This is a genomic window from Streptomyces litmocidini (assembly GCF_014649755.1).
GTDB lineage: Bacteria > Actinomycetota > Actinomycetes > Streptomycetales > Streptomycetaceae > Streptomyces > Streptomyces litmocidini.
This window is the reverse complement of record NZ_BMTQ01000025.1, coordinates 1-25,061: the sequence shown is the minus strand read 5'-3', so window position 1 is coordinate 25,061 and position 25,061 is coordinate 1. Positions and strand designations below refer to the sequence as shown.

The 25,061-nt window shown below is 71.7% G+C and carries 26 protein-coding genes; 14 read left to right on the top strand and 12 right to left on the bottom strand.

Annotation, left to right across the window (positions count from 1 at the left end; translation table 11 throughout):
* The 3 genes from resB to IE180_RS33550 are packed head-to-tail and all read left to right on the top strand — an operon-like array spanning position 1 to position 3,339.
* Positions 1-1,701 carry a cytochrome c biogenesis protein ResB gene (gene resB, locus IE180_RS33560; protein WP_190160729.1) on the top strand — a complete coding sequence of 567 codons (1,701 nt, stop codon included), beginning with the start codon at positions 1-3 and terminating at the stop codon, positions 1,699-1,701.
* Positions 1,698-2,771, top strand: coding sequence for a c-type cytochrome biogenesis protein CcsB (gene ccsB, locus IE180_RS33555; protein ID WP_190160728.1), 1,074 nt, complete (start codon positions 1,698-1,700; stop codon positions 2,769-2,771). Before resB ends, ccsB begins: the two co-directional genes overlap by 4 nt.
* A gap of 37 nt (positions 2,772-2,808) precedes the next feature.
* Positions 2,809-3,339: an SRPBCC domain-containing protein gene (locus IE180_RS33550; RefSeq protein WP_190160727.1), complete on the top strand. Its 531-nt coding sequence runs from the start codon at positions 2,809-2,811 to the stop codon at positions 3,337-3,339.
* A 25-nt stretch (positions 3,340-3,364) separates the two neighbouring features.
* On the opposite strand, the gene IE180_RS33545 is transcribed toward IE180_RS33550, so the two are convergent.
* The 6 genes from IE180_RS33545 to IE180_RS33520 form a co-directional block, all read right to left on the bottom strand.
* Complete coding sequence (locus tag IE180_RS33545; protein WP_190160726.1) at positions 3,365-4,906, bottom strand: ABC transporter substrate-binding protein; 1,542 nt, start codon at positions 4,904-4,906, stop codon at positions 3,365-3,367.
* A gap of 4 nt (positions 4,907-4,910) precedes the next feature.
* On the bottom strand, positions 4,911-6,974 hold the full coding sequence (locus IE180_RS33540; protein WP_190160725.1) for a hypothetical protein: 2,064 nt from the start codon (positions 6,972-6,974) through the stop codon (positions 4,911-4,913).
* A gap of 90 nt (positions 6,975-7,064) precedes the next feature.
* A complete protein-coding gene (locus IE180_RS33535) occupies positions 7,065-7,973 on the bottom strand; it encodes an isopenicillin N synthase family dioxygenase (RefSeq protein WP_190160724.1) in 909 nt (302 codons plus the stop codon).
* Positions 7,966-8,418: a nucleoside deaminase gene (locus tag IE180_RS33530; protein ID WP_190160723.1), complete on the bottom strand. Its 453-nt coding sequence runs from the start codon at positions 8,416-8,418 to the stop codon at positions 7,966-7,968. Before IE180_RS33530 ends, IE180_RS33535 begins: the two co-directional genes overlap by 8 nt.
* Positions 8,419-8,508: 90 nt before the next feature.
* Complete coding sequence (locus IE180_RS33525; RefSeq protein ID WP_190160722.1) at positions 8,509-9,276, bottom strand: GntR family transcriptional regulator; 768 nt, start codon at positions 9,274-9,276, stop codon at positions 8,509-8,511.
* Entirely contained in the window at positions 9,276-9,821 is a 546-nt protein-coding gene (locus tag IE180_RS33520) for a GntR family transcriptional regulator (protein ID WP_190160721.1), read from the bottom strand. Before IE180_RS33520 ends, IE180_RS33525 begins: the two co-directional genes overlap by 1 nt.
* A gap of 644 nt (positions 9,822-10,465) precedes the next feature.
* On the opposite strand from IE180_RS33520, the gene IE180_RS33515 reads away from it, so the two are divergent.
* Positions 10,466-10,657: an invasion associated locus B family protein gene (locus IE180_RS33515; protein WP_190160720.1), complete on the top strand. Its 192-nt coding sequence runs from the start codon at positions 10,466-10,468 to the stop codon at positions 10,655-10,657.
* A 54-nt stretch (positions 10,658-10,711) separates the two neighbouring features.
* Here the strand turns inward: IE180_RS33515 and IE180_RS33510 are convergent, their stop codons facing one another.
* Positions 10,712-11,329 (bottom strand): flavodoxin family protein, encoded by a 618-nt coding sequence (locus IE180_RS33510; RefSeq protein ID WP_190160719.1) that lies wholly within the window; start codon positions 11,327-11,329, stop codon positions 10,712-10,714.
* A gap of 127 nt (positions 11,330-11,456) precedes the next feature.
* Here IE180_RS33510 and IE180_RS33505 point away from each other — a divergent pair, with 127 nt between their 5' ends.
* The gene (locus IE180_RS33505) at positions 11,457-12,380 is read left to right on the top strand and encodes a DMT family transporter (protein WP_190160718.1); all 924 of its coding nucleotides are present in this window, start codon (positions 11,457-11,459) and stop codon (positions 12,378-12,380) included.
* On the opposite strand, the gene IE180_RS33500 is transcribed toward IE180_RS33505, so the two are convergent.
* Positions 12,283-13,167 carry a LysR family transcriptional regulator gene (locus IE180_RS33500; protein WP_190160717.1) on the bottom strand — a complete coding sequence of 295 codons (885 nt, stop codon included), beginning with the start codon at positions 13,165-13,167 and terminating at the stop codon, positions 12,283-12,285. The genes IE180_RS33505 and IE180_RS33500 overlap by 98 nt on opposite strands.
* Complete coding sequence (locus IE180_RS33495; RefSeq protein ID WP_190160716.1) at positions 13,167-13,568, bottom strand: PLD nuclease N-terminal domain-containing protein; 402 nt, start codon at positions 13,566-13,568, stop codon at positions 13,167-13,169. Before IE180_RS33495 ends, IE180_RS33500 begins: the two co-directional genes overlap by 1 nt.
* A gap of 89 nt (positions 13,569-13,657) precedes the next feature.
* Here IE180_RS33495 and IE180_RS33490 point away from each other — a divergent pair, with 89 nt between their 5' ends.
* The 3 genes from IE180_RS33490 to IE180_RS33480 are packed head-to-tail and all read left to right on the top strand — an operon-like array spanning position 13,658 to position 16,714.
* The gene (locus IE180_RS33490; RefSeq protein ID WP_190160715.1) at positions 13,658-15,109 is read left to right on the top strand and encodes a menaquinone biosynthesis decarboxylase; all 1,452 of its coding nucleotides are present in this window, start codon (positions 13,658-13,660) and stop codon (positions 15,107-15,109) included.
* Entirely contained in the window at positions 15,106-16,008 is a 903-nt protein-coding gene (mqnP, locus tag IE180_RS33485) for a menaquinone biosynthesis prenyltransferase MqnP (RefSeq protein ID WP_190160714.1), read from the top strand. Before IE180_RS33490 ends, mqnP begins: the two co-directional genes overlap by 4 nt.
* Before the next feature lie 31 nt (positions 16,009-16,039).
* Positions 16,040-16,714, top strand: coding sequence for a UbiX family flavin prenyltransferase (locus IE180_RS33480; RefSeq protein WP_190160713.1), 675 nt, complete (start codon positions 16,040-16,042; stop codon positions 16,712-16,714).
* Here IE180_RS33480 and IE180_RS33475 read toward each other — a convergent pair.
* The gene (locus IE180_RS33475) at positions 16,711-16,848 is read right to left on the bottom strand and encodes a hypothetical protein (RefSeq protein ID WP_190160712.1); all 138 of its coding nucleotides are present in this window, start codon (positions 16,846-16,848) and stop codon (positions 16,711-16,713) included. The two genes, IE180_RS33480 and IE180_RS33475, sit on opposite strands and share 4 nt — an antisense overlap.
* A 112-nt stretch (positions 16,849-16,960) precedes the next feature.
* Between IE180_RS33475 and IE180_RS33470 the strand changes: the two genes are divergently transcribed.
* Positions 16,961-17,416 (top strand): Lrp/AsnC family transcriptional regulator, encoded by a 456-nt coding sequence (locus IE180_RS33470; RefSeq protein ID WP_030691729.1) that lies wholly within the window; start codon positions 16,961-16,963, stop codon positions 17,414-17,416.
* Between the two features lie 49 nt (positions 17,417-17,465).
* On the top strand, positions 17,466-18,629 hold the full coding sequence (gene mqnE, locus IE180_RS33465; protein WP_190160711.1) for an aminofutalosine synthase MqnE: 1,164 nt from the start codon (positions 17,466-17,468) through the stop codon (positions 18,627-18,629).
* Positions 18,630-18,678: 49 nt separating this feature from the next.
* Here the strand turns inward: mqnE and IE180_RS33460 are convergent, their stop codons facing one another.
* Both IE180_RS33460 and IE180_RS33455 read right to left on the bottom strand, forming a co-directional pair.
* On the bottom strand, positions 18,679-19,545 hold the full coding sequence (locus IE180_RS33460; RefSeq protein ID WP_190160710.1) for an AraC family transcriptional regulator: 867 nt from the start codon (positions 19,543-19,545) through the stop codon (positions 18,679-18,681).
* A 106-nt stretch (positions 19,546-19,651) separates the two neighbouring features.
* Positions 19,652-20,185: a GNAT family N-acetyltransferase gene (locus IE180_RS33455; RefSeq protein ID WP_190160709.1), complete on the bottom strand. Its 534-nt coding sequence runs from the start codon at positions 20,183-20,185 to the stop codon at positions 19,652-19,654.
* Positions 20,186-20,320: 135 nt separating this feature from the next.
* Here IE180_RS33455 and IE180_RS33450 point away from each other — a divergent pair, with 135 nt between their 5' ends.
* From IE180_RS33450 to IE180_RS33435, 4 genes are all read left to right on the top strand, one after another.
* Positions 20,321-20,587: a DUF4229 domain-containing protein gene (locus IE180_RS33450; RefSeq protein WP_190160708.1), complete on the top strand. Its 267-nt coding sequence runs from the start codon at positions 20,321-20,323 to the stop codon at positions 20,585-20,587.
* Positions 20,588-20,947: 360 nt separating this feature from the next.
* Positions 20,948-22,279: a dicarboxylate/amino acid:cation symporter gene (locus IE180_RS33445; protein ID WP_190160707.1), complete on the top strand. Its 1,332-nt coding sequence runs from the start codon at positions 20,948-20,950 to the stop codon at positions 22,277-22,279.
* A gap of 101 nt (positions 22,280-22,380) precedes the next feature.
* Complete coding sequence (locus tag IE180_RS33440; protein WP_190160706.1) at positions 22,381-23,019, top strand: TetR/AcrR family transcriptional regulator; 639 nt, start codon at positions 22,381-22,383, stop codon at positions 23,017-23,019.
* A 108-nt stretch (positions 23,020-23,127) separates the two neighbouring features.
* Complete coding sequence (locus IE180_RS33435) at positions 23,128-25,011, top strand: AMP-dependent synthetase/ligase (protein ID WP_190160705.1); 1,884 nt, start codon at positions 23,128-23,130, stop codon at positions 25,009-25,011.
* Positions 25,012-25,061 lie beyond the last annotated feature (50 nt).

The window sequence follows — 25,061 nt, the reverse complement described above, 5'->3', positions numbered from 1 at the left end:
ATGAGCAAGACCGATACGAGCGAGCAGCAGGAGGCCCTCGGCGCCGCCGGGGCACAGCTGTCGACCGCCCCCCAGGAGGACACCGCCGTCGGCGGCCCCGCCCTCGGGGTCATCGGCTGGGTCCGCTGGTTCTGGCGGCAGCTGACCTCCATGCGGGTCGCGCTGATCCTCCTCTTCATGCTCTCCCTGGGCGCCGTCCCCGGCTCCCTCATCCCGCAGAACAGCGCGGACGAGCTGAAGGTGCGGGCGTTCAAGGACGCCCACGAGACCCTCACCCCGCTGTACGAGAAGCTGCAGTTCTTCGACGTCTACAGCTCGGTGTGGTTCTCCGCGATCTACATCCTGCTGTTCGTCTCCCTCATCGGCTGCATCGTGCCCCGCAGCTGGCAGTTCGTCGGCCAGCTCCGCAGCCGCCCGCCGGGCGCCCCCCGGCGCCTCGACCGGCTCCCGGCCCACACCACCTGGCGCACCGAGGCCGAGCCCGAGCAGGTCCGCGCGGCCGCGCTCGCCGTCCTCAAGGGCCGCCGCTTCCGCGCCCACCAGGTGGGGAACGCGATCGCCGCCGAGAAGGGCTATCTGCGCGAGGCCGGGAACCTGGCCTTCCACGTCGCCCTGATCGTGATGCTCGTCGCCTTCGCCTGGGGCCAGCTCTTCAAGTCCGAGGGCGGCAAGCTGATCGTCGAGGGCGACGGCTTCTCCAACACGCTCACCCAGTACGACGACTTCAAGTCCGGCTCCCAGTTCGGCACCGACGAACTGACGCCGTTCAGCTTCACCCTGAACTCCTTCACCGGCACGTACCAGAAGGACGGCCCCCAGCGCGGCACCCCCCGCACCTTCGAGGCGGCCGTCAGCTACTCGCAGGGCGACGCGGACAAGAAGGCGGTCATCCGGGTCAACGAGCCGCTGGAGGTGGGCGACTCCAAGGTCTACCTGATCGCCCACGGGTACGCGCCCGTCGTCACCGTCAAGGACGGCCGCGGCAAGACCGTCTTCCACGGCGCCGTGCCGCTGCTGCCGATCGACAACAACATCACGTCGACCGGCGCCATCAAGGTGATGGACGGCTACCGCGACAAGAACGGCAAGAAGGAACAGCTCGGTTTCAAGGCCTTCTTCGTGCCGACCTTCGCGGGCGAGGGCAAGGGCACGATGTTCTCGCAGTTCCCCGCGCTCGGCTTCCCGGTCATGGCGCTCACCGGCTTCCACGGCGACCTGCGCGTGAACTCCGGTCTGCCGCAGAACGTGTACCAGCTCGACACCACCAAGATGAAACAGTTCAAGATCGAGGGGGGGACCGGGGTCGCGCAGCGCATGCTGCCCGGCGAGACCATGCCCCTCCCCGACGGCGCCGGCTCGATCACCTTCGAGAAGGACATCAAGGAGTGGGCGAGCTTCCAGATCTCGCAGCAGCCGGGCAACGGCCTCGCCCTCACGGGCGCGATCGCCGCGATCGCCGGCCTGACCGGCTCGCTCTTCATCCAGCGCCGCCGGGTCTGGGTCCGGGCCGTGCGCGGTGAGGACGGCGTGACCGTCGTCGAGATGGCCGGACTCGGCCGCAGCGAGTCCGCCAAGCTGCCGGAGGAGCTGGGCGACCTCGCCCTCGCCCTCACCGCGGAGGCCCCGCCCACGGCCCCGGTACCGGAACCCGCGGAAGAACCCGCAGAAGACCCCGTCCCTTCTGGAGAGGCCGACAAGTGATCCTCGCCGCCACGACCAACGAAGGCCTGGCGCAGATGAGCGACCTGCTCGTCTACTCCTCGATGGCCGTCTACACCCTGGCCTTCTTCGCCCACATCGCCGAGTGGGTGTTCGGCAGCCGCAGCAAGGTCGGCCGCACCGCCGCCGCCCTCACGCAGCAGGCCCCGGCCGCCGTGACCGTCCAGGTCAAGAAGGCCGGAGGAACCGCCGTCCTCGACAGGCCGAAGGTCGTCACCCGCTCCGCGTCGGGCACCCGTGACGTGCCGGACGGCCCCGGCGCGGCCGGCGGCACGGTCAAGGGCGACCTGTACGGCCGCATCGCCGTCTCGCTCACCGTCCTCGCCTTCGTGATCGAGGCGGCGGGCGTGGTCAGCCGGGCGCTCTCCGTGCAGCGGGCCCCCTGGGGCAACATGTACGAGTTCTCCACCACCTTCTCCACGGTGGCGGTCGGCGCGTACCTCGGCTTCCTCCTCGCCAAGAAGAACGTCCGCTGGATCGGCCTGCCGCTGGTCACCACGATCCTGCTCGACCTGGGCATGGCCGTCACCTGGCTGAAGACCCCCAGCGACCAGCTGGTGCCGGCGCTCGACTCGTACTGGCTGTGGATCCACGTCTCCACCGCGATCTTCTGCGGCGCCGTCTTCTACCTCGGCGCGGTCGCCACCCTGCTGTACCTCTTCCGCGACTCGTACGAGAACAAGCTCGCCACCGGCGGCACCCCGGGCTCCTTCGCCCGCTCGGTCCTGGAGCGGCTGCCCTCCGCGGCCTCGCTCGACAAGTTCTCGTACCGGGTCAACGCGGCGATCTTCCCGCTCTGGACCTTCACGATCATCGCCGGCGCGATCTGGGCCGGTGACGCGTGGGGCCGCTACTGGGGCTGGGACGCCAAGGAGGTCTGGTCCTTCATCACGTGGGTCGGTTACGCGGCGTACCTGCACGCGCGCGCGACGGCCGGCTGGAAGGGGCGGAAGGCCGCGTACATCGCGCTCATCGCCTTCGCCTGCTTCCTCTTCAACTACTACGGCGTCAACATCTTCGTCAGCAGCAAGCACTCCTACGCGGGCGTCTGAGCTGGCACGAGGCCTGCCCCGGGGTGACGCTGGAGGCATGAGCGAGATCTCCCGGGGCAGGAGCGAGACCCACGACGGCGACCGGCACCTGCTGCACTTCGTCGTGGAACTCCCGCAGCCGACGCCGGCGGTCTGGGCGGCCGTCGCCTCGCCCGAGGGCCTGCCGGCCTGGCTCTGCGAGGCGGACCCGCTGGAACCGCGGCTCGGCGGGCGGGTCACCCTCCGCTGGCTCAACAGCGACACCGAGGTCTCGGGGCGGGTGACCGCCTGGGACCCCGACCGCGTGGCCGAGTACACGGTCGGCCCGACGCACGGCCGGATCCGGTTCCACCTGGAACCGGGTGCCGGGGGCGGCGGGTCGACCGTGGTGCGTTTCACCAACGAGGTGCGGGGGTCCGCCGAGTACCGGCTGGACTGCCTGGCCGGGTGGCACGACCACTTCGAGCGGCTCGCGGCGGCGCTGGACGGCCGTCCCACGGACTGGGCCTCCTGGTCGCCGGAGCGGTGGCGGCACCTGCGGGAGCTGTACGAGCGGGACGCGGCTCCCTGGCCCAGGTGGGTGCCGTAGGGGCGGGACGCCCGGGCGCGGCCGCTCACCCCTTCTTCGGCGGCAGGCACGACTCCGTCGGGGGCCGGCCCTCCGGCCAGGCCGTCTGGACGAAGCGCTGGGTGCCGTCCTGGGTCAGTTCCACGATCGGGACCGCCTTGTTGTACGGGTTGCCGTAGTTGTCCAGGCAGATCCAGCCGCTCGCGCCCTCCACCCGCAGCGAGCCCTTGACCTGCGGCCACTGGGTCCCCACGTCCTCCTGCGCCGGATAGACCGCGCCCTCCGGGGTCGCCTGGCGGATCGCGTGGACCGCCGTCGCCATCGCGTCGTACGCGATGATCGCCTGGCCGTCCGCGAGCGCCACCGGCTTCTTCGCGGCGCGGGCGATGTCCGTCAGGAACGTCGAGTACGCCCCCGCCGAACCGCCCGTCGCCGGAATCTTCCGCCCCGGCGCCGGACTCCAGGCGTCCGGGTGGGCGAGCGAGGCGTACCGCACGGTCAGCTTCGTCCTCAGCGCCTTGCGGTCGAGCTTCTCGTCCGCGCCCAGGTAGGAGCCCTCGTCGCCGGTGAGGACGGTGAAGGCGCGGTCGGTGCAGCCGCGTGAGCCGAGCGCGTTGATGAACTGCCGGAGCTGGGTGTGGCGGCCCGCGAAGAAGACGGTCTCGGCGTGGGTGTCGCAGATCAGATGGGTGATCTGGCGGAAGGTGTTGGCGGTGGTGCCCTCCTCGGTGGGGTCGGCGGGCGAGGTGAAGAGGCCCGGTTCGTGCGGGGCGCCCGCGAGGTTGGCGGTGAAGGCGGCCTTGAGGGTGTCGGTGTAGTGGTCGCCGGTCCGGGTGTCCTGGACGAGGAAGGCCTTGGCGGCGTCCACCCGGCCGAAGTGCGAGAGGGCCTTGGCCTCGTCGGTGTTGGTGGGGGAGACGCGGGCGAGCCCCGGGTAGCGGTTGTGGCCGGGGCCGTTGGCGATGTCGTCGGCGGTGATGGTGGTGCCGACGACGGCGATCCCGGCGGCGGTGAGGGCGGCCACCGACTCCCGCACCTCGGTGGAGGAGGTGGCGACGCCGGACACGGCCCGCAGCCGGTCGGGGGCGCCCGTCATGGTGACGAGCCGGTCGACGGTCTCGCGCCAGTGGGCGTTGCCCTTGCCGGTGTTGGCGAGGACCAGGCGGATCTTCGGAGTCTCGCTGTTGGACTCGTGGTTGGCCCGGTACTGGTAGGCGTACGCGCCCTGGAGTTCGTGCAGGACCTTCTCCCGCATGCCGCCGTCGGGGGAGGTCAGCGGCAGGAGCACGGCGACGGTCGCGTACTCGCCGGGCTTCAGCGTGGCGTTCTCGCGGCCGATGGCCCCGGCGATCTCGCCGAGGTCCGGCATGCCGAAGGCGTGGCCGTCGCCGTTGACGCCGACGCACTCGGAGCTGCCGGCCGGGCGGGCCACGCCGGCCGCGCAGGAGCGGTCCTCCGGGGTGGTCAGCCGCGCGACGCCGTAGCCGCCGAGGCCGAGGACGACGGCGGCGGTGACGAGCGAGGCGACGAGCTTCTGACGGGGGGTGCGGACACGCCGGCGCAGCCGGAGGGCCAGTCGATCGGGCATGGCGTCAGACTCCGTTCTCACGGCCCGGCGGCAGCGAAGGCTCCCGCCAGGCACGGATGTCGCGCGGCCAGTGACCCGCCGCGTCCCAGAGCGAACCGCTGCCCGTCAGATGGCGGCCGGAGAGCCGGCGCAGCTCGTGCGCGAGCCGGTCGGCGACCTCGTCGTCGGGCAGGGCGAGCGGATCGGTGAGCAGCCACAGGGCGTGCAGCAGCCGCCGTACGGACAGGTGGAGCTCGGTGGCGTCGGGGTCGAGCCCGGCGGGGAGCGCGCCGGGCGGCTCCTGGCCGAGGGCGACCGCCCGGCGCGGGTCGGGACCCGGCCGGTTCCGCTCGCGCGGGTACGGGGCGGCGGCGATGAACCGGAGCCGGCCGAGCCAACCGAGGACGTCCTGCCCGGGGAAGGCCTCCCGCAGGTGCGTGACGGCCTCCTCGGTACGGCCGAGGGCGAGACCGTGGTGGAGGCGGTACGGGCCGGGCTCCGGGCCGTAGTGCCGGTACAGCGTCTCGTGGACGGCGTGCCAGGCGGCGTACCGCGGATGGTCGTCGTCCTCGAAGCGCAGCCGGTACAGGAGCAGGGCGCGCAGCAGCGGGTCGGCGACGAAGTGGCCGGGGCCCTCGCCCCAGTCCTCGGCGCGCAGCTGGTCGCGGACCCGCAGCGCCACGTCCCCGTCCAGGGACTCGGCCTGGAGCCGGGCGTGGGCGAGCATCCGGGCGGACTCCTCGTCGTGGGTCGCGGCCAGCACGGCGTACGGCCCCGGCCGGCGCACCGGCAGGAGTTCGGCGAGGAGCGTGGGGGCGACGGCCACCGGCGCGGCGTCCTCGCGCAGCTCCACCGTCAGGTCGAGCAGGCGGCCCGGGGTGAGACCGGCCCGCAGCTCCGCGGGGGCCTCGCCGGCGGCCCGGCCGAGGAGGTCCACGCCGAGCGGGCGGCCGCCGGTCAGCCGGTGGACGGCGCGGGCGAGCTCGGCGGGGGTGCGGCCCGCCGGGTCGTGACGGTCGAAGGCGGACCGGGTCTGGGCGGGGGAGAGCGGGGTCAGCTCGACGGCGAGGATGCCCGAGCCGACGCTCGTGCCGCGCGGGCAGGGCGCCCGGTGCGCGGTCTCCGGCAGCCGGGTGCGGGTGGCCTGCCGCAGGCCCTCGTGGTCGCGGACCCGGGAGGTGGCGAGGACGACGACCCGGTCGCGGCGGCCCTCGGCGGCGCGGGCGCGCAGGATCGGCTCGACGAGCTGCCGGCCGAGCGGCTCGTGGGCGTTGTCGAGGAGGAGCAGGGGCCTGCCGATGCGGGCGCCGCGCTGGAGCCCGGTGTAGGCGTGGCGCAGGTCCTCGGTGAGGGCGCCGACGAGGAAGGCCTCGGCCTCGCCGCGCCGCCGCCCGCCCTGCTCGAAGTCGATCGCGAGCTGCTGGAGGCCGGCCTTGGCGCGCCCGCCGGCGTTGCGGTAGCCGCCGTACCAGCTCTCGGAGGTGCGCTGGAGGCGGCCGAACACCTCCTCCAGGACGGTCTCCACGGTCGCCTCGGCGAGCAGCCCGGCGAGCGGGGCGGAGGCCTCGGCGAAGGTGGCGGCCAGCTTGGCGAGGACCTTGCCGACCCAGTTGGCGGCGGCGCCCCTGGTCGCGTCGACGGTCGCCAGGAGCGGCCCGAGGCGCTGGAGGTCGCGCCGGGCCCGCTCGTCGTCCTCCTGGGACCAGGCGAGCGAGGCGACCGCGACCAGGCCCAGGGACAGCCGGGGGAAGCGCACGGGCCGGGCGCCGAGCACCCTCGGCGACAGCTGCACGGCCAGCTCGGCGAGGGCGCCGGTGACCGGGGTCCAGCCGGGGCCGTGGTCGGCGGGCGGTTCGATGTGGGCGCAGTCGAGGAGGGCGAGCGGCGTGTAGCCCTTGTAGCGGTTGCGGACCTCCTTGAGCAGGGCGGTCTTCCCCATGCCGCGCCCGCCGGTGAAGACCGTCACGGGCGGGTCGTCCCCGTGCTCGTACGCGACGCGCGCGGTCCCCTGCCGGGTGAGCCCGACGAGCCGGGCGACGAGCCCGCCCTCGTCCAGGGCCGCCTCGCGGCCGTACAGCTCTCTGTCCACGCCCCCGCCACCCCCGTCACAGTCAACTCAAGGATATCGACGGTGTGTTGGGAAAGCGGTCGGCTTTTCGACTCTGTTGTGGACCTGTTCTCAGTCCGTGGCGATGGCGTCCAGCCGGGCCCGCAGGTATCCGTGCGACTCGACGCCGTGGATCGTGGTGCCCGGCGTGCACTCGTAGAAGTACACCAGCGACATCAGCTCCTCGGCGGGCGCGTCGGCCGGCGGCGGCAGCACGCGGTGCCGCCCCGACCGCCACCGCCCGCCGGTCCAACCGGCCATCAGATCACCGATGTTGACGGTGAACGCGGCCGGATCGTACGGGGCGTCCTGCCACCCTCCCGCGTCGGTGAACACCTGGAGGCCGCCCTTGCCCGCCTCCCGGTCCAGGACGGTGACCGTGCCGAAGTCCGTGTGCGGGCCGATGCGGAACTGCCCCGGCTCCGGCTCGCCGGTCCGCTCCCGCCCCGGATACCAGTTGACGTTGAAGCCGAACGTGGGGTGGCCGGTGTGCCGGGTGAAGAAGTCCCGCTCCTCGCCGAGCGCGATGCCGAGCAGGTCGAGGACCCGGTCGGACAGCTCCTTCATCTCCGCCAGGTACGCCTCCACCAGCGGCCGCAGCCCGGGCACCTCGGCCGGCCAGGTGTTCGGCAGGAACCACTCGGCGTCCACCGCCGGGTCCCCGGTCGGCTCCTCCGCCGCGAAGGAGAGCGACTCCTTCAGGTCGGGCGGGGTCACCGTGCCCTCCGCGTACCCGTTGGCCTCCGCGCCCGGCCCGAGCCACCCGCGCCCGCCGACCCGCACCGCGTACGGCTCCTTGACGGCGGCCGGGAGGTGGAAGAAGACGCGGGCCGTCTCGCGGACGGCGGCCCGCAGACCGGGGTCCACCCCGTGCCCGGTGACCAGGAGGAACCCGGCCTCGCGCAGGGCGCGGTCGACGGCGGGCAGCTGGGGGGAGGGGTCGCGCCGCAGGTCGATGGTGGGCAGGGTCGCTTCACTCATCGCCGATGTCCTCGTTCCACAGGGCGGGGCGTTCGGCGATGAACTCCCGCATCAGACCGACGCATTCGGGATCGTCGAGCACGACCACCTCGACCCCGTGCTCCGCGAGCCAGTCGTGCCCGCCGTGGAAGGTCTCCGCCTCCCCGACGACCACCCGCGAGATCCCGAACTGCCGCACGAGCCCGGAGCAGTACCAGCACGGCGAGAGCGTCGTCACCATCGTCGTCCCCCGGTACGAGCGCTGCCGGCCGGCGGCCCGGAAGGCGGCGGTCTCGGCGTGCGTGGACGGGTCCCCGTCCTGCACGCGCCGGTTGCGCCCGCGCCCGAGCAGCGTCCCGTCGGCGCCGTACAGGGCGGCCCCGACGGGGATCCCCCCTTCGGCGAGCCCGGCGCGCGCTTCGCCGAGGGCGGTGGCGAGCCACCGGCGTGCTTGTTCCCGATCCATGGGGGGAGGCTTCCCCGGCGGGGCACCGGCGTCACGCTCCGGAAGGCCGCTCCTCCGTCGGGGGGATCTCCGGCGGCGCGTTCCGGGGCGCTACGTCACGGGAAGCCTGTAGCGCATCCGATAACGGTGTGCCGCCTTCGTCATCAGCGTGACCTCGATCGGACGCCGGTCGTCGGAGTAGACCACCCGGAAGGCGACCAGCACGGGCATGTCCTTCGGAAGCTCCAGCGCCACGACCTCCTCCTCCGTCGGGATCTCGGACGACAGCTCGTCCACGAACTCGCGCGGGGGAAACCCCATCGAGTCGAGCAGCGCCGGAGTGCCGCCTCGAATCCGCTTCTTCTCCAGCACGGCCGTTCCTTCGACCAGGCCCAGCGGGTAGTACGACCGGGTGAGCTCCGTCGGCTCCTCGTCCAGGAAGAGGATCTGCTTGCGGAGCACGGTTCGCTCGCCGTCCTCCAGGTGCAGGGCTTCGGCCACTTCCTTCGGCGGGACGACGACCTCGACGTCGAGGAGCTGGGACCTGCCGACCTGCTGTCGTTTCGCGGCCTCGGTCATCCACGGGTGGGGCTCGCCCGGCCCTGCCGGGGTCATGTAGGCGATCGGTTCGACGGACTGCTGGGCGTGCTGCCGGACGTACACGCCCTTGCCCGGGAGCCCTTCGAGGAGACCCTCGGCCTTCAGCATCTGGAGGGCTTTCTGGACGGTCGTGTTGGCCACGCCGCCGTGCTGCTCCATCAGCTCGGCCGTCGAGCCCAGCTTGCTTCCCGGAGGAAGGTCTCCGCGGGTGATCCGGCGTCGAAGCTCCGCCGCGATCTTCTGGTGCGGCGATCTCGGGTCCTTGAACTCCTTCGCCATCACGCGCCCTGCTTTCCGAGCCGGTACGTGAGGTGCCTGTCGGCCGGCATGGTCATCAGGGACGCCTCCATCGGCGTTCCGTCGGCGGTCCGCGTCAGGCGGAGCAGGCGGAGGACGGCGCTGCCCTCGGGCAGTCCCAGGTGCTCGCGCTCTTCCGCGGTGGCGAGGGCGGCACTCACGTCCTCGACGACCTCGGCGCCGGTGTACCCCAGCTCCTTGAGCAGGGTGACGGCGCCGCCGGGCACCTTGCGCGGTTCCGCCAGGGGCGTGCCTCCGGCGACGGGCATGGGGTAGTAGGAGTCGGCCAGCTCCACGGGCCGGTCGTCGAGCAGGATCAGTCTGCGCCTGACGATCACGCGCTCGGCGGAGGACAGGCCCAGCGCGGTGCGGACGGCGTCGGGGGCGTCCACTTCGCCTGCCTGGAGGAGTCGTTGGCCGCCACGGCGCCCACGGCGAGCGGCCTCGTCGGTCCATGCGTCGTTCTGGTCGGGCTCGCGCGGGGCCAGGTACGGCGCGGTCTCGCTGATCCATGCATCGCCCGACATGTTCCTACCTCCGGCTCACTGTTGTCAGTGACCCTACTTCCTTGCCCCCGCCGGGGGCCGTAACCATAAGCGCTTGACGCTTTAAGTCCCTTCCACTTAAGGTTGCTCGCGTGGAAGCGACGGATGCTGACGCATCGCAGCACGGCGTTCCCGTCCCGCCGACGGGTTTGAGCCCCGCTCTCCGTGCCCGGGCGGAGGCCGGATGGCAGAGGTTTCTCGACCGGTGGCTCGACGGCCGCGAGGAGTCCGAACAGTGAACCCGACGGCTGTGGACACCCCTTCACAAGGGAGCTGACGACATGCGGAACCCTTTCCCGCGGGCCTTGAGCCGGGCACGGATCCCGGTCCCCCTCCGGCTGCTGCCGCAGGTCCCGCCGCCCACCCGGGCCGCGCGGCGCAAGCGACGCCGGAGACCGTGGCCGGCGACGACCGGAGTGGACGTCGACCACCGGAACATCCACGCCGGGCCCGCCCGATGAGCCGCTGCGGAGCGCGGCGCTCCGCCCCCGTGGCCACGTCCGGTCACCTCGGGCTGCCGCCGATCGGCTGAGGCCCGGGGGCCGCGTCGGCCGGGTCGGGGAGGGCGGGGGACGGGAGGGCCTAGCGTGCGGGATGTTCTGTCGCTCCACCGAGAGGTCTCTGCCATGCGTTCCCTGCTGACCGCCCTTGCCGTCGGGGCCATCGTCTTCGGCACCGCCGGCGCCGCGAGCGCCGATGTGAACGTCGAGATCGAGCCGGAGGGCTCGTACACCGTCGTCTTCGGCGACTGGGTCCAGTTCGCGCACGACGACATCTTCAACGCCGGCCACGACAACACCGTCGGCTCCGACGACTGACGTCTCGCGTCGGGTCTCCCGCCCGGGGAAGCGGCTTCCCCGGGCGGGAGGGCCTCACGCGACGGCGCCGACCTCCTCGTAGGGGAACCGGGCGAGCGGGGCCTCGCCCCGGAAGAAGGTCTTGGCGCGGGTCATCGCCCGTTCGTCGGCGCGGACGCGGCCGGGGCGGGAGGCCGTGCCCGTCAGGACGCCGCCGAAGCGCATCCCCAGGTAGGCCGCCGAGTGGTTCAGGCCGGTGACCAGGCCGTCCGCGACCTCGTGCTCCTCGTGCGCCAGGGCCGTCACCCCCCACAGCGTGCCGCCCGCCATGCGTTCCTCGAAGTCCGAGCCGGGCACGTTCAGCCAGCCCGACCAGTAGTCCAGGTAGCGCTTGGTCTGCGCCGAGAGGCTGTACCAGTACAGGGGCGAGACGATCACGATGTCCGTGGCGTCGACCGTCGCCCGGCGGAGCAGTTCCTCGGTCTCGCCGGGCCGTCGGCCGGCGTCCTCGTGCCGGCCGTCCTGGAAGTCGGGCAGGGTCAGTTCGTTCAGGTCCACCCAGCGTTGCGGGACGTCGGCGGGCAGGTGCTCGGCCGCCGCGCGGGCCAGGATCTCGGAGTTGCCGTCGGCACGGGAGCTGCCGAGGACGAAGAGGAACGAGCGGTTCGGACCGGGGGCCCCGTCGAGAGTCATGTCCGGTGCCAACCCCCGCGCCGCCCCGGTGTATTCCGGTCCCATCGGCTCCGCCGATCGCCCCCATCGGGAGGACGCCCCACTGGCTCGTGGACCGCCCCCGGCCCCCGTTCGTAGCGTCGTCCCCATGAGAAACGAGACCAGGGGAACCCTTGAACTGACCCTCGCCATGGTGCTCTCCGGCACCCTCGGCGTCTTCGTCGTCGAGTCCGGCGCCTCGCCCTTCGAGGTGGTGTTCTTCCGGTGCCTCTTCGGGGCCCTCGCGCTCGGGGCCTACAGCCTCGCGCGGGGGTTCTTCACGGGGCACGGGTTCACGGCGGGGAAGCTGGGGCTCGCCGCGCTCGGCGGGGTGTTCATCGTCTTCAACTGGGTCTTCCTCTTCGAGGCCTACCGGGCGACCTCGATCTCGCTCGCCACCGTCGTCTACCACACGCAGCCGTTCTTCCTCGTGCTGCTCGGGGCCCTGTTCACGAGGGAGCGGATCTCCGCGGGCAGGCTCGGGTGGCTCGCCCTCGCCTTCGTCGGGCTCGTGCTCGTGTCCGGCGTCCGGCCGGGGGACACCGGCTCCCTCGCCGGGCTCGGGTACGCGCTCGCCGCCGCCGTGCTCTACGCCCTCGCGACCTTCGTCACCAGGCGGATCACCGGCGTGCGGCCCCATCTGGTCGCGCTCGTCCAGGTGCTGGTGGGGATGCCGCTGCTGCTGCCCTTCGTGGACTTCGGGGGCGTCGGCGGGAGCGGTTGGGGCTGGCTCGTCGGGCTCGGGTTCATCCACACGGGCCTGATGTACGTGCTCATGTACGCCGCCTACGCCAAGCTGCCCACCGCCAAGATCGCCGTCCTCGCCTTCGCCTACCCCGCCGTCGCCATGGGCGTCGACTGGGCGGTGTACGGGCATCACATCGGGCTCGTCCAGGCGCTCGGCGTCCCGCTGATCGTCCTCGCCGGCCTCAGGGTCACCCTCGCTGCTCGGACACCAGCCGCCGCGCCTGCTCCACGAACAGCCGCACGTGTGCCGGAAGCCGCTTCCCCCGCCGCCACGCGAGCTGGGTGAAGAGGGTGAACGGGGCCTTCCAGGGCAGCTCCACCAGTGTCCCGGACGTCAGTTCCTCCGTGACCGTCACCTTCGGCAGCAGCGCCACCCCGAGGCCCGCCGCCGCGCCCCGCTTCGTCGCCTCGATCGTGCCGAACTCCATGAACGGCGGCGCCCACTCCCGCAGCTCCGCCTCGAACAGGTCGCGGTACGAGCAGCCCGGTTCGGTGCCGAGCGCCCGGGCGTCCGCCAGGTCCGCGTTCGTCAGGGACGTACGGGTGGCGAGGGGGTGGCCCGGGGCCGCCACCAGGGCCAGGGGCTCCGGGGCGAGGACCTCGGTCTCCAGACCCTCGTGCTCCGTCTCCGGCTCCATCAGGAAGCCGACGTCGTACGTGCCCTGCCGCAGCGCCTTCCGGGTCTCGTCGCCGAGCGTGGGCCGCAGCGTCAGCCGCACCCCGGGGTAGCGGTGGTGGAAGTACTCCAGGAGCGGTGGCAGCCGGTAGGAGGTGAGCGACTCCATGGTGCCGATCGCGATCGGGCCCGAGGGTTCCGCCGTGGCCGCGACGGCCGTACGGGCCTCCTCCGCCAGGTCCCTCATCCGGCGGGCGTACGGCAGGAGGCGTTCGCCGGCCTCCGTGAGGCGGATGCGGCTGCCGAGGCGTTCGAAGAGGTCGACCCCGAGGGCGGATTCGAGCGACCGGATCTGGGCCGTCACGCTCGACTGGGCGTAGCCGAGCTCCGTGGCCGCCCGGGTGAAGGAGAGGACGTCGGCGACCTTCTCGAAGGTGGCCAGGAGCCGCAGCTCCATCAGCCGTCGGTCCCCGTGTCCTCGCCGGACTTGCCCTGCTCGCGCCTCTTCAGCTCCTCCTCGCGGCGGCGCAGGTCCGCCTCCCAGTCCTTGAGGAGGGCCTCGTCCTTCTTGTTCTCGTCCTTGAGGGACCTGAGGAACTCGGGGTTGTCGTCCGGGGCGACCCACTCGTGGCGGTGGTTGCGGTGCCACTCGGAGGGCGTACGGCCTCCGGCGGGGGCGTGCCGCATCTTGCCGGCGGCGAACCAGACGATCGGGCCCACGATCCAGAACAGCAGGATGATGATGACCCAGACCACCTTCGGCAGGTGCTTGGCCTCGTCCTCGGGGGTGTTCAGGCAGTCGATGAAGGCATAGATCGTCAGTGCCAGCGGCAGGATGTACATCAGTGCCCTGAGCATGTGGTGCGGCCCCCTGGAAGCAGCGGCGGGGCCGGTTGCGGCGGCCCCGGTGACAGGCCAAGCCTAGCCCGTGGCGGATACTTGCCCCTATGGCTTACGACGATCTCCGCTCGCTGCTCAGGGCCCTGGAGCGCGAAGGCGACCTCAAGCGCATCAAGGCCGAAGTCGACCCGTACCTGGAGGTCGGGGAGATCGTCGACCGGGTGAACAAGGCGGGAGGGCCGGCGCTCCTCTTCGAGAACGTCAAGGGCTCCGCCATGCCGCTCGCGATGAACGTCTTCGGTACGGACCGCCGGCTGCTCAAGGCGCTCGGCCTGAAGTCGTACGGCGAGATCAGCGAGAAGATCGGCGGGCTCCTCAAGCCGGAGCTGCCGCACGGCTTCGTCGGGGTCCGCGAGGCCTTCGGGAAGCTGGGCTCGATGGTCCACGTGCCGCCGAAGAAGGTGAAGGACGCTCCGGTCCAGGAGGTCGTGCTCACCGGGGACGACGTGGACCTGGACAAGCTCCCGGCGCTGTTCACCTGGCCGAAGGACGGCGGGTCCTTCTTCAACCTGGGCCTCACCCACACCAAGCATCCCGAGACCGGTGTGCGGAACCTGGGGCTCTACCGGCTCCAGCGGCACGACAAGCGCACCATCGGCATGCACTGGCAGATCCACAAGGACAGCCGCAACCACTACGCGGTGGCCGCCGCGAGGGGCGAGCGGCTGCCGGTCGCCATCGCCTTCGGCTGCCCGCCGGCCGTCACGTACGCCTCGACGGCGCCGTTGCCCGGCGACATCGACGAGTACCTCTTCGCCGGCTTCGTGCAGGGCAGGCGGATCGAGATGGTCGACTGCAAGACCGTCCCGCTCCAGGTCCCGGCACAGGCCGAGGTCGTGGTCGAGGGCTGGCTGGAGCCGGGCGAGATGCTGCCGGAGGGTCCCTTCGGCGACCACACCGGCTTCTACACGCCGCAGGAGCCGTTCCCCGCGCTGAAGATCGACTGCGTCACGATGCGCAGGCGTCCGCTGCTCCAGTCGATCGTCGTCGGCCGGCCGCCGACCGAGGACGGGCCGCTCGGCCGGGCCACGGAGCGGTTCTTCCTGCCGCTCCTCAAGATCATCGTGCCGGACATCGTCGACTACCACCTGCCGGAGTCGGGCGGCTTCCACAACTGCGCGATCGTCTCGATCGACAAGAAGTACCCGAAGCACGCGCAGAAGGTCATGCACGCCATCTGGGGCGCGCACATGATGTCGCTGACCAAGCTGATCATCGTGGTCGACAAGGACTGCGACGTGCACGACCTGCACGAGGTGTCCTGGCGGGCCCTCGGCAACACGGACTACGCGCGTGACCTGACCGTGGTCGAGGGGCCCGTCGACCACCTCGACCACGCCTCGTACCAGCAGTTCTGGGGCGGCAAGGCCGGCATCGACGCCACGAAGAAGCTGCCCGAGGAGGGCTACACCCGGGACGGCGGCTGGCCGGACATGGTGGAGTCGGACCCGGCGACGGCGGCCCTGGTGGACCGCCGCTGGAAGGAGTACGGGCTGTGACCACCGCGGCCGTGCCCGGCGCACAGCCGGGTCGCACCAAGGCCTTCCTGCGGCTCGTGATGATCGAGCACTCGGTCTTCGCGCTGCCCTTCGCCTACATCGCCTCGCTCACCGCGATGTTCCAGCTGGACCGGAACGTCCACTGGTGGAAGCTCCTCCTCGTCACCGTCTGCATGGTGGGCCTGCGGACCTTCGCCATGGCCTGCAACCGGATCATCGACCGCGAGATCGACGCGCGCAATCCGCGGACGGCCGGGCGGGAGCTGGTGACCGGCGCGGTGTCCGTGCGCTCGGCGTGGACCGGGGCGGGGATCGCCGTCGTCGTCTTCCTCGGCGCCGCCGCCCTGCTGAACCCGCTCTGCCTGGCGCTCGCGCCGCTGGCCGTCGTCCCGATGGTCGTCTATCCGTACGGCAAGCGGTTCACGAACTTCCCGCACGCCATCCTGGGCCTCGCCCAGTCCATCGGCCCGATCGGCGCCTGGCTCGCGGTGACCGGCGCGTGGTCCTGGGACGCGGTCGTCCTGGGCCTCGCGGTGGGCGTCTGGATCGGCGGCTTCGACCTGATCTTCGCCTGCCAGGACGTGCAGGCGGACCGGGCGCACGGCGTGATGTCGGTGCCGGCCCGCTTCGGCGTTCCGGCGGCGCTGTGGGGTGCCCGCGCCTCGGCGGTCGTGACGACGGGCCTGCTCGTCTGGTACGCCCTGCTGACGGACGCGGGGCCGTTCTTCTGGATCGGCCTGGTCGTGGTGGTCGTGGCCTTCGGCTACGAGCACACGATCGTGAAGCCGCACGACCTGTCCCGGCTGAACAGGGCGTTCTTCACGACGAACGGCTTCATCGGCATCAGCCTGTTCGTGTGCGCCCTCCTCGACCTGTCGGTCCGCGGGCTCACCCCGTAACCCCGGTGTCACGACGGATAGGCTCGACGGCATGAACGACGGCAAGCGCACCCCTTGGGTCGTGGGGGTTTCCGGGGCGTCGGGCACGCCGTACGCCGCCGCCGTGCTGAGGGGGCTGATCGAGGCGGGGGAGAGCGTCGACCTCGTCGTGTCGCGGGCCTCGCGGCTGACGCTGCTCGACGAGACGGGGATCGCCTTCCGGGACGCGCACTGGCGCGAGGACCTGGCGGCCTGGCTGGCGCGGGGCGCGGACGGGAAGCCGGACGCCTTCGACGTCTCGGGCGCCTTGGACGACGTGCGGTACTGGGGGGCCGGGGACCTGGCCGCGGGGCCGTCCTCCGGTTCGTACCCGGCGAAGGGGATGCTGGTGGTGCCGGCCTCGACCGCCGCGGTGGCGGGAGTGGCGCTCGGCCTCTCGAAGGACCTGTTGCAGCGGGTCGCGAGCGTGACGCTGAAGGAGCGGCGTCCGCTGGTGGTCGCGGTGCGGGAGACCCCGCTGAACGGGCAGACGCTCAAGCACATGGTGGCGCTGGACGAGGCGGGCGCCGTGGTGCTGCCCGCCTCTCCGGCGTTCTACGCGGGGGCGACGCACATCCAGGACCTGGTGGACTTCGTCGCCGGGCGGGTGCTCGACGCGGCAGGGGTGCCGCACCGGCTGTACCGCCGTTGGGAGGGAGAGCTCGGTGGAGCTTCCCGTACGGATTAGCGCTTCTTCGCGGCCTTCTTGGCGGCGCGCTTCGAAGCGGCGGTCGTCTGGTGGGCACGCGAGCGGCTGGCCAGCTCCTGCAGCTCACGCATGCGGGCGTAGGCCATCTCGATCGTGTACACGGTGATCACCACTCCTGAAAGATCGTCTTTGATCTGCTGAAAGATTCACAGGGTGTCGCCCCTGTGTGCCTTAGATTCTATACCTATACTCGCGGTATCGCTGGACAATGGAAGGTTCCTCTTTATGGACGCCGTGGACAGGCAGCTCATCCAGGCTCTGCGCGAGAACGGCCGCGCCTCGTACGCCGAGCTCGGCCGGCTCGTCGGGCTCTCCGGCCCCTCCGTCACCGACCGCATCAACCGGCTCGAGGCCGCCGGGGTCATCACCGGCTACCGCGCCACCGTGAACGCCGCCTCGCTCGGCCTCGGCGTCACCGCCCTCATCGGCATCTCGCTCTCCGACGCCGCCGACCACGAGGACGTGGCCCGCCGGCTGAAGGACCTCGCCGAGATCGAGGACTGCTGGTTCATCGCCGGCGACGACTCCTTCATGCTCAAGGTGCGGGCGAACGATGTCGACGGCCTGGAGAAGACGATCCGGCGCCTCTCCGGCACCAAGGGCGTCTCCCGCACCCGTACGACGATCGTGCTCTCCACCAAGTGGGAGAACCGGGTCGGGGAGCTGCCCGAGGAGGGCTGAGAGTACGGTGGGTGGAGCTTGATTCGGAGACAAAGGGAGGCGGCCGTACATGGACGCGGGACTCAAGCGCGAACTTGAGCAGAAGGTCCGGGACGGTGAGCGGCTGAGCCGTGAGGACGGCATCGCCCTGTACGAGTCCGACGACCTCGCCTGGCTCGGCGGTCTGGCCCACGAGGTCCGGACCCGCAAGAACGGCGACGTGGTCCACTTCAATGTCAACCGGCATCTGAACATGACCAACGTCTGCACCGCCTCCTGCGCCTACTGCTCCTTCCAGCGCAAGCCGGGCGAGAAGGACGCGTACACCATGCGCATCGAGGAGGCCGTGCGCCTCGCGAAGGCGATGGAGAACGAGAACCTCACCGAGCTCCACATCGTCAACGGGCTCCACCCCAACCTGCCCTGGCGCTACTACCCGCGCTCCCTCTCCGAGCTCAAGAAGGCCCTGCCGAACGTCTCCCTCAAGGCGTTCACCGCGACCGAGATCCACCACTTCGAGACGATCTCCGGGCTCTCCGCCTCCGAGATCCTCGACGAGCTGATCGAGGCCGGCCTGGAGTCCCTGACCGGCGGCGGCGCCGAGATCTTCGACTGGGAGGTCCGGCAGCACATCGTGGACCACCGCACCCACTGGGAGGACTGGTCCCGGATCCACCGGCTCGCGCACGAGAAGGGTCTGAAGACCCCGTGCACGATGCTCTACGGGCACATCGAGGAGCCGCGCCACCGCGTGGACCACGTGCTCCGGCTCCGCGAGCTCCAGGACGAGACCGGCGGCTTCCAGGTCTTCATCCCGCTGCGCTACCAGCACGACTTCGTGGACATGCAGGACGGCAAGATCCGCAACAAGCTCCAGGCGCGCACCACGATGGCGACCGGTGCCGAGGCCCTGAAGACCTTCGCGGTCTCCCGGCTGCTCTTCGACAACGTGCCGCACGTCAAGGTCTTCTGGGTCATGCACGGCGTCCAGACGGCGCAGCTGGCGCTCCAGCACGGTGCCGACGACATGGACGGCTCGGTCGTCGAGTACAAGATCACGCACGACGCCGACAACTACGGCACGCCGAACAAGCTGGGCCGCGAGGACCTGCTCGAACTGATCCGCGACGCGGGCTTCCGGCCGGTCGAGCGGAACACGCGGTACGAGATCATCCGCGAGTACCCGGGCCCGGAAGCGGACCGGCGCGAGTCGCCGCAGCCGATGCGGGTCTGACCTCTCGCGGGCGGAGGGCCGGCGGGGGGGCTCCCCGCCGGCCCTCCGCTCATTCCCCGGTGCGCTCCACCGGGATCCACAGCTCCGCACGCGCCGTCGTCCAGTCCGCCGAGGGCAGGACGCTCAGCAGCTCGGGGCCGGGGCGGCTCGCGTACGGGTTGGACGGGAACCACTGGGTGAAGACGTCCCGCCACAGGTACTGGAGCGCCTGCGGGTAGGGGCCCTCGTTCTCGAAGACCGCCCAGGTGCCGGCGGGCACGTCGAGCGCGTCGAACTCCGCCGGGACCTCGGCCCCGCTGACGACCCCGTGCCAGTAGTCGAGTTCGGCGCCCTCCTCCCTGCTGTCCGTGAGGTGCGTGACCACCGAGACGACGCCCGCGGGTTCCCCGTCCGAGAGGCGGGCGAGCCGGGCCAGGGCCTCCTGGCCGATGGACTTGATGTGTGCGGCGATCGCCGGGTTCTCCCCCTCGTGGACCAGGGGGACCCGGGCCCCGCGCCCGACGACCCGGAAGTCTTCCTTCTCCACGACCCTGTACCGCATGGTGCTGTTCCCTTCGACGACGAGACGGAAGGACATGCGCGGCTGGGCGGCGAGCGTGGCGCCGGTGCGGCGGGCCTCGCCGGGGCCGACGCCGTGCACCGCGCGGAACGCGCGGGCGAAGGCCTCCCCGGAGCCGTAGCCGTACCGGACCGCGATCTCCAGGAGCGTCCGCTCCGCGGCGAGGACCTCGGCGCCGGCGACGGTGAGCCGCCGGCGGCGCACGTACTCCGACAGGGGCATCCCCGCGAGCGCCGAGAAGAGGCGCCGGAAGTGGTACTCGGAGGTGGTCGCTATCCGGGCGAGCTCGGCCGGGTCGAGGTCGTCGCGGAGGCGCTCCTCGATGTGGTCGAGCGCCTGGTTGAGCCGGTCCAGCACGTGGTCCGTCCTTCCTTTTTCCGTGTCTTCACCGTAGGAAGGACCCCCGGGCGCGGACCCGACATCCTGTGCCCGGTCCGGTCGGGTCGTTCGGTCTCGGTGCGGGTCACCCCAGGGGCAGCAGCATGATGATGTCGTCGCGGTCGTCGCCGGGGGCGACCCGGATCGCGTCGGGGACGCGGCCGACCTCCTTGTAGCCGGACTTGCCGTAGAAGGCCTCGACGCCGGTGCCGCCCCGGCAGGTCAGCCGTATCGCCTCGATCGCCTCGAAGCCCTCGGCGGTGCGGGCGGTGTGCTCGACCGCCGCCATGAGGTCGCGGCCGTAGCCCCGGCCCTGGTGCCGGGGGTGGACCATCACGGTGTAGAGCCACACCCAGTGGGTCATCAGCGGGTGGGTGTTGAAGGTGAAGAAGGCGGTGGCCGCGATCCGGCCGTCCTCGTCGCGGCCGACGAGGAGGCGGGTGCCGCCCTCTGCCATGGCGACCAGGTGCCGGAGCAGGGCGGGGCGGATCTCCTCGGGGGTGACGGGGGGTACGAAGCCGACGGCGCCGCCCGCGTTGGAGACGTCGGCCCAGAGGGAGAGCACGCCGTCGCGCAGGGCGGGGTCGACGGCCGGATCCACCTCGAAAGTAAGGGTCATGATGGGAGCCTATCCCTTACTTTCCCGGCGCTCAAGAGGCCCGGTCCCGGATCGTCCGCCGTCGCGTGCTTCACTGGAGGGCGTTCGTCCCGCTGGGAAACTTCGGGATCTTTCGGAACGGAAGACTGGACTGACATGCTCCGCTACACGCTGATGCGGCTCGGGATCTTCGCCGGGTGCTTCCTCGCCCTGTGGGGTCTCGTCTACGTCGGCGCGCTGCCGCGCGGTCTGGGCGACTCGAACCTGTTCTGGGTCCTCCTCCTCTCCATCGTCATCTCCGCCCCCCTCAGCTTCGTGCTCCTGCGCAAGGTGCGGGACGAGGCGAGCGCGGAGGTCGTGGCGAAGGTCGAGCGCGCCAAGGGCCGGCTCGACGCGAACCGCTCCCAGGAGGACGCGCTGTAGCCGCGTAAAGGCTGCGTAAGCTTCCTCACAGACACCCCACCCCGGGTAGGGCCTTCCAAGGCTCCTGCCTGGGGTGTTCTGCGTTTCGAGGGCGAAACGGCGTTTTCCGGCCCCAAAGAATGGCTTTGAGGTTCTCAAAGTTCAAGTGTTAACGTGTTCGGCATGAAGACAGCAGCGCGCCCCTCCGATGCCGCGAGCACCCCGCTCGTGGCGCGCCTGCACGTCGATCTCTGCCGCTGTATGTCCGCGGTCTGTTGCCGCGCCTTCTGATCCGGCATCATGCAGCGGCCCGCGTGAACAGCGCGTGTGTGCCGCACCCCCGTCCCCGTATTTCCCGATACGCACCTGTGGAGTGTGCCCGTGTCCGCGTCCGTGACGCCCGAGACGAAGCCCCGGATACCCAAGGTCCCCTTCTGGGCCCAGATCATCGCCGGTCTGGCCCTCGGCGCCCTCCTCGGCTGGGTCGCCCGCAGCCAGGACGTCGCCTGGCTCAAGGAGACCCTCGGCCAGATCGGCGACATCTTCGTCCAGCTGCTCAAGCTGGCCGTCGCGCCCCTCGTCTTCTTCGCGATCCTGGTGTCGATCACCAACCTGCGGAAGGTGAACAACGCCGCCCGCCTCGCCACCCGGACGCTGCTCTGGTTCATGATCACCTCACTCATCGCGGTCGGCATCGGCCTCGCGATCGGCCTGATCACCGACCCGGGCGCCGGCACCGGCCTCACGCCGAAGGACGGCAAGCTCCCCAAGCACGAGGGCTCCTGGCTCGACTTCCTCACCGGCATCGTCCCGACGGACGTCATCACGCCCTTCACCGAGCTGAACGTCCTGCAGATCGTCTTCATGGCCGCCGTCGCCGGCATCGCGGCCCTCCAGCTCGGCGACCGCGCCAAGCCGATCCTCACCCTCTCCGAGTCCGTCCTGGAGCTCCTCCAGAAGGCCCTGTGGTGGGTCATCCGCCTCGCCCCGCTCGGCACCGTCGGCCTCATCGGCTTCGCCATCGCCGACTACGGCTGGGACCTGATCGGCAAGTACGCGACCTTCACCGCCGACATCTACGTCGGCTGCGCCCTGGTCCTCTTCGGCGTCTACCCGCTGCTGCTCGCCACGGTCGCCAAGGTCAGCCCGCTCCCGTTCTACAAGGGCGCCTGGCCCGCCATCCAGCTGGCCTTCGTCTCCCGCTCCTCCGTCGGCACCATGCCGGTCACCCAGAAGGTCACCGAACGCCTCGGCGTCCCGAAGGAGTACGCCTCCTTCGCCGTCCCGTTCGGCGCCACGACCAAGATGGACGGCTGCGCCGCGATCTACCCGGCCCTCGCCGCGATCTTCATCGCGCAGATCTTCGACGTCCAGCTGGGCATCGGCGACTACCTGCTGATCGCCTTCGTCTCGGTCATCGGCTCGGCGGCCACCGCCGGCCTCACCGGCGCCACCGTCATGCTCACCCTGACCCTCTCCACCCTGGGCCTCCCCCTGGAGGGCGTCGGCCTCCTCATGGCGATCGACCCGGTCCTCGACATGATGCGGACGGCCACGAACGTCGCGGGCCAGGCCCTGGTCCCGGTGATCGTCTCGGCCCGCGAGAAGATCCTCGACCTCACCGCGTACGAGCACGCCTCGTCGTCCCCGATCGACGACCTGGCCGAGGGCGCCGACAGCGACCGGAAGGTCCCGGCCGCGGCGGCCGCCTGACCCCTCGCGAAGCGCGTACGTGCCCCCTGCCCCGACCGGGCGGGGGGCACGTACGCTTCTGCGGGGCATCCAGTGGATCTTGGAAGCAGGGGTGGGGCGCCATGGCCGGCGGGGCGAAGGCGCGGCGGTTGCCGCGGGTGGTGCGGGAGCGGCAGATGGTGGACGCGGCCGTGCGGTGCTTCGCCCGCCACGGGTACCAGGCGGCGTCCATGGACGAGATCGCCGAACTCGCCGGGGTCTCCAAGCCCCTGGTCTATCTGTACCTGGGCTCCAAGGAGGAGCTGTTCACCGCCTGCATCCGGCGCGAGGCGGGGGCCCTGCTCGCGGCCGTGGACGCCGGGGTCGGAGGGGCGGAGGTGCCGCCGGACGAGCGGCTCTGGGCGGGGCTGCTCGCCTTCTTCACGTACGCCGCCGAGCACCCGGACTCGTGGGTGGTGCTGAGCCGGCAGGCGCGGACGCAGGGGGAGCCGTTCGCCGGCGAGGTGGCGCGGATGCGGGACGAGATCGTGGGCTTCGTGGCGGGACTGATCGGAGAGGCCGCCCGGGAGGCGGACGTGGTGATCACCGGGCGGGACGTGGACGCGCTCGCGCAGGCGCTGGTCGGGTCCGCCGAGTCGTTGGCCAGCTGGGCGAACGAGACCCCGGGGGTGGCGGCGAAGGAGGCCGCCGCGACGCTGATGAACTTCGCCTGGGCCGGGCTCGGAAACCTCATGAAAAGCGAACGCTGGTCTCCCCGCTAGCGCTTACCGGGCAGTAAGGTTACCGGCTGGTCCGGGAAGCCGGGACGACTCAGGGCTCGACGCACCGACGCACGACCTCAGTTCACCGCGCAGACCGAGGAGCCGCACGTGTCCGTCGTCACCGCCGCAGCCGAGACCCCCGAGCCCGACGAGCCGCGGAAGGTGGTGGTGGACGGCCGCGTGCGGGAGGCGTCCGTCCCCGCGCTCGTCCCCCGGGTGGCCCGCGGCTCCCTCGCCGACCTGCCCTACGACAACGCCCGGCAGGACCCCGAGGCCGTCCTCTTCTCCCGGAAGGACGCGGAGGGCCGGTGGTACGACGTCAGCGCCTCCCGCTTCGCCGCCGAGGTGCACTCCGTCGCCAAAGGGCTCATCGCCGCCGGACTGCGCCCCGGCGACCGGCTCGCGCTCATGGCCCGCACCACCTACGAGTGGACCCTGATCGACTTCGCCGCCTGGGCCGCCGGGCTCGTCACCGTCCCCGTGTACCCCACCTCCTCCGCCTTCCAGACCCGCTGGATCCTCCAGGACTCAGGGGCCGCGGCCTGTGTCGTCGAGGACGCCGGGCAGGCACGGCTCGTCTCCGCCGAACGGCGGCAGCTGCCCGGCCTCACCCAGCTGTGGGTGATCGGGGCCGGTGCCGTCGAGCAGCTGCGGAAGGCCGGGCGGCGCGTCGCCGACGAGGCCGTCACCGCCCGCCGGGGGCTGCTCACCCCGGAGGCCCTCGCCACCCTCGTCTACACCTCCGGCACCACCGGCCGGCCCAAGGGCTGCGCCCTCACCCACGCCAACTTCTTCGCCGAGGTCGACAACGCCGTCCGGCTCCTCCACCCCGTCTTCGTCCCGGAGGGCGAGGAGCCCGCCGCCACCCTCCTCTTCCTGCCGCTCTCCCACGTCTTCGGGCGGATGGTCGCCGTCGGCTGCGTCCGCGCCCGCGTCCGGGTCGGGCACGCCCCCTCCGTCGAGGGCGAGGAGCTCCTCACCGACCTGGCCGGCTTCCGGCCCACGTTCCTCCTGGCCATCCCGTACGTCCTGCAGAAGGTCCACGACCGGGCCCGCGCCACCGCCGAGCGCGGCGGGAAGGCCGCCGTCTTCGACCGGGCCGCCCGGATCGCCCGCCGGTACGGGCGGGAGGCCTCGCCCCCGCTCGCCCTGCGCGCCGCGCGGGCGCTGTACGACCCGCTGGTCTACCGGCGGATACGGAACGCGCTCGGCGGCCGCGTGAAGTACGTGATCTGCGGCGGCGCCCCGCTCGGCGCCCGGCTCGCCGAGTTCTTCGCGGGCGCCGGCGTCGAGGTCTTCGAGGGGTACGGCCTGACGGAGACCACGGCCGCCTCCACGGTCACCCCGCCCCGCCGGCCGCGCACCGGAACCGTCGGATGGCCCCTGCCGGGCACGGCCGTCCGGATCGCCGACGACGGCGAGGTCTGGCTCAGGGGCGGCCACGTCTTCGCCGGCTACTGGGACGCGCAGCGCGGGGCGGCCCTGCCGCACACCGACGACGGCTGGTTCCCCACCGGGGACCTGGGCTCGCTCGACGCGGACGGCTATCTGCGGATCACCGGCCGGAAGAAGGACATCATCGTCACCTCGGCCGGCAAGAACGTGGCCCCCGCCCCGCTGGAGGACTGGCTGCGCGCCCACCCGCTGGTCGCCCAGTGCATGGTCCTCGGCGACGACCGCCCGTACGTCACGGCCCTGATCACCCTCGACCACGAGGGCCTGACGCACTGGCGGCGGACGCGGCGCAAGGACCACCTGGCGCTCTGGGAGCTCGCCCGGGACCCGGAGCTGCTCGCCGTGCTCCAGCGGGGGGTGGACGACGCCAACCGGCTGGTCTCGCGGGCCGAGTCGATCCGTGCCTTCCGCGTCCTGAACACCGAGTTCTCGGAGGCCTCCGGCCATCTGACGCCGTCCCTGAAACTCAAACGGCGGGCGGTGCTGCGGGACTTCGCGCGGGACGTCGAGGAGATGTACGGGAACGGGGCCGACTAGGACTTGTCCGGCCGATCATGTGCGGAGCCAGATGACGAGGGCTGCGGCAG

Excerpts from the sequence above, each read along its gene's own strand:
- IE180_RS33470 (WP_030691729.1), top strand. The coding sequence starts at position 16,961 with ATGGACGCCGTGGACAGGCAGCTCATCCAGGCTCTGCGCGAGAACGGC.
- IE180_RS33450 (WP_190160708.1), top strand. The coding sequence starts at position 20,321 with ATGCTCCGCTACACGCTGATGCGGCTCGGGATCTTCGCCGGGTGCTTC.
- IE180_RS33545 (WP_190160726.1), bottom strand. The coding sequence starts at position 4,906 with ATGCCCGATCGACTGGCCCTCCGGCTGCGCCGGCGTGTCCGCACCCCC.
- IE180_RS33550 (WP_190160727.1), top strand. The coding sequence starts at position 2,809 with ATGAGCGAGATCTCCCGGGGCAGGAGCGAGACCCACGACGGCGACCGG.
- IE180_RS33455 (WP_190160709.1), bottom strand. The coding sequence starts at position 20,185 with ATGACCCTTACTTTCGAGGTGGATCCGGCCGTCGACCCCGCCCTGCGC.
- mqnE (WP_190160711.1), top strand. The coding sequence starts at position 17,466 with ATGGACGCGGGACTCAAGCGCGAACTTGAGCAGAAGGTCCGGGACGGT.
- resB (WP_190160729.1), top strand. The coding sequence starts at position 1 with ATGAGCAAGACCGATACGAGCGAGCAGCAGGAGGCCCTCGGCGCCGCC.
- IE180_RS33480 (WP_190160713.1), top strand. The coding sequence starts at position 16,040 with ATGAACGACGGCAAGCGCACCCCTTGGGTCGTGGGGGTTTCCGGGGCG.
- IE180_RS33440 (WP_190160706.1), top strand. The coding sequence starts at position 22,381 with ATGGCCGGCGGGGCGAAGGCGCGGCGGTTGCCGCGGGTGGTGCGGGAG.
- IE180_RS33490 (WP_190160715.1), top strand. The coding sequence starts at position 13,658 with ATGGCTTACGACGATCTCCGCTCGCTGCTCAGGGCCCTGGAGCGCGAA.
- IE180_RS33510 (WP_190160719.1), bottom strand. The coding sequence starts at position 11,329 with ATGACTCTCGACGGGGCCCCCGGTCCGAACCGCTCGTTCCTCTTCGTC.
- IE180_RS33505 (WP_190160718.1), top strand. The coding sequence starts at position 11,457 with ATGAGAAACGAGACCAGGGGAACCCTTGAACTGACCCTCGCCATGGTG.
- IE180_RS33495 (WP_190160716.1), bottom strand. The coding sequence starts at position 13,568 with ATGCTCAGGGCACTGATGTACATCCTGCCGCTGGCACTGACGATCTAT.
- IE180_RS33520 (WP_190160721.1), bottom strand. The coding sequence starts at position 9,821 with ATGTCGGGCGATGCATGGATCAGCGAGACCGCGCCGTACCTGGCCCCG.
- IE180_RS33515 (WP_190160720.1), top strand. The coding sequence starts at position 10,466 with ATGCGTTCCCTGCTGACCGCCCTTGCCGTCGGGGCCATCGTCTTCGGC.
- IE180_RS33525 (WP_190160722.1), bottom strand. The coding sequence starts at position 9,276 with ATGGCGAAGGAGTTCAAGGACCCGAGATCGCCGCACCAGAAGATCGCG.
- IE180_RS33500 (WP_190160717.1), bottom strand. The coding sequence starts at position 13,167 with ATGGAGCTGCGGCTCCTGGCCACCTTCGAGAAGGTCGCCGACGTCCTC.
- IE180_RS33530 (WP_190160723.1), bottom strand. The coding sequence starts at position 8,418 with ATGGATCGGGAACAAGCACGCCGGTGGCTCGCCACCGCCCTCGGCGAA.
- IE180_RS33535 (WP_190160724.1), bottom strand. The coding sequence starts at position 7,973 with ATGAGTGAAGCGACCCTGCCCACCATCGACCTGCGGCGCGACCCCTCC.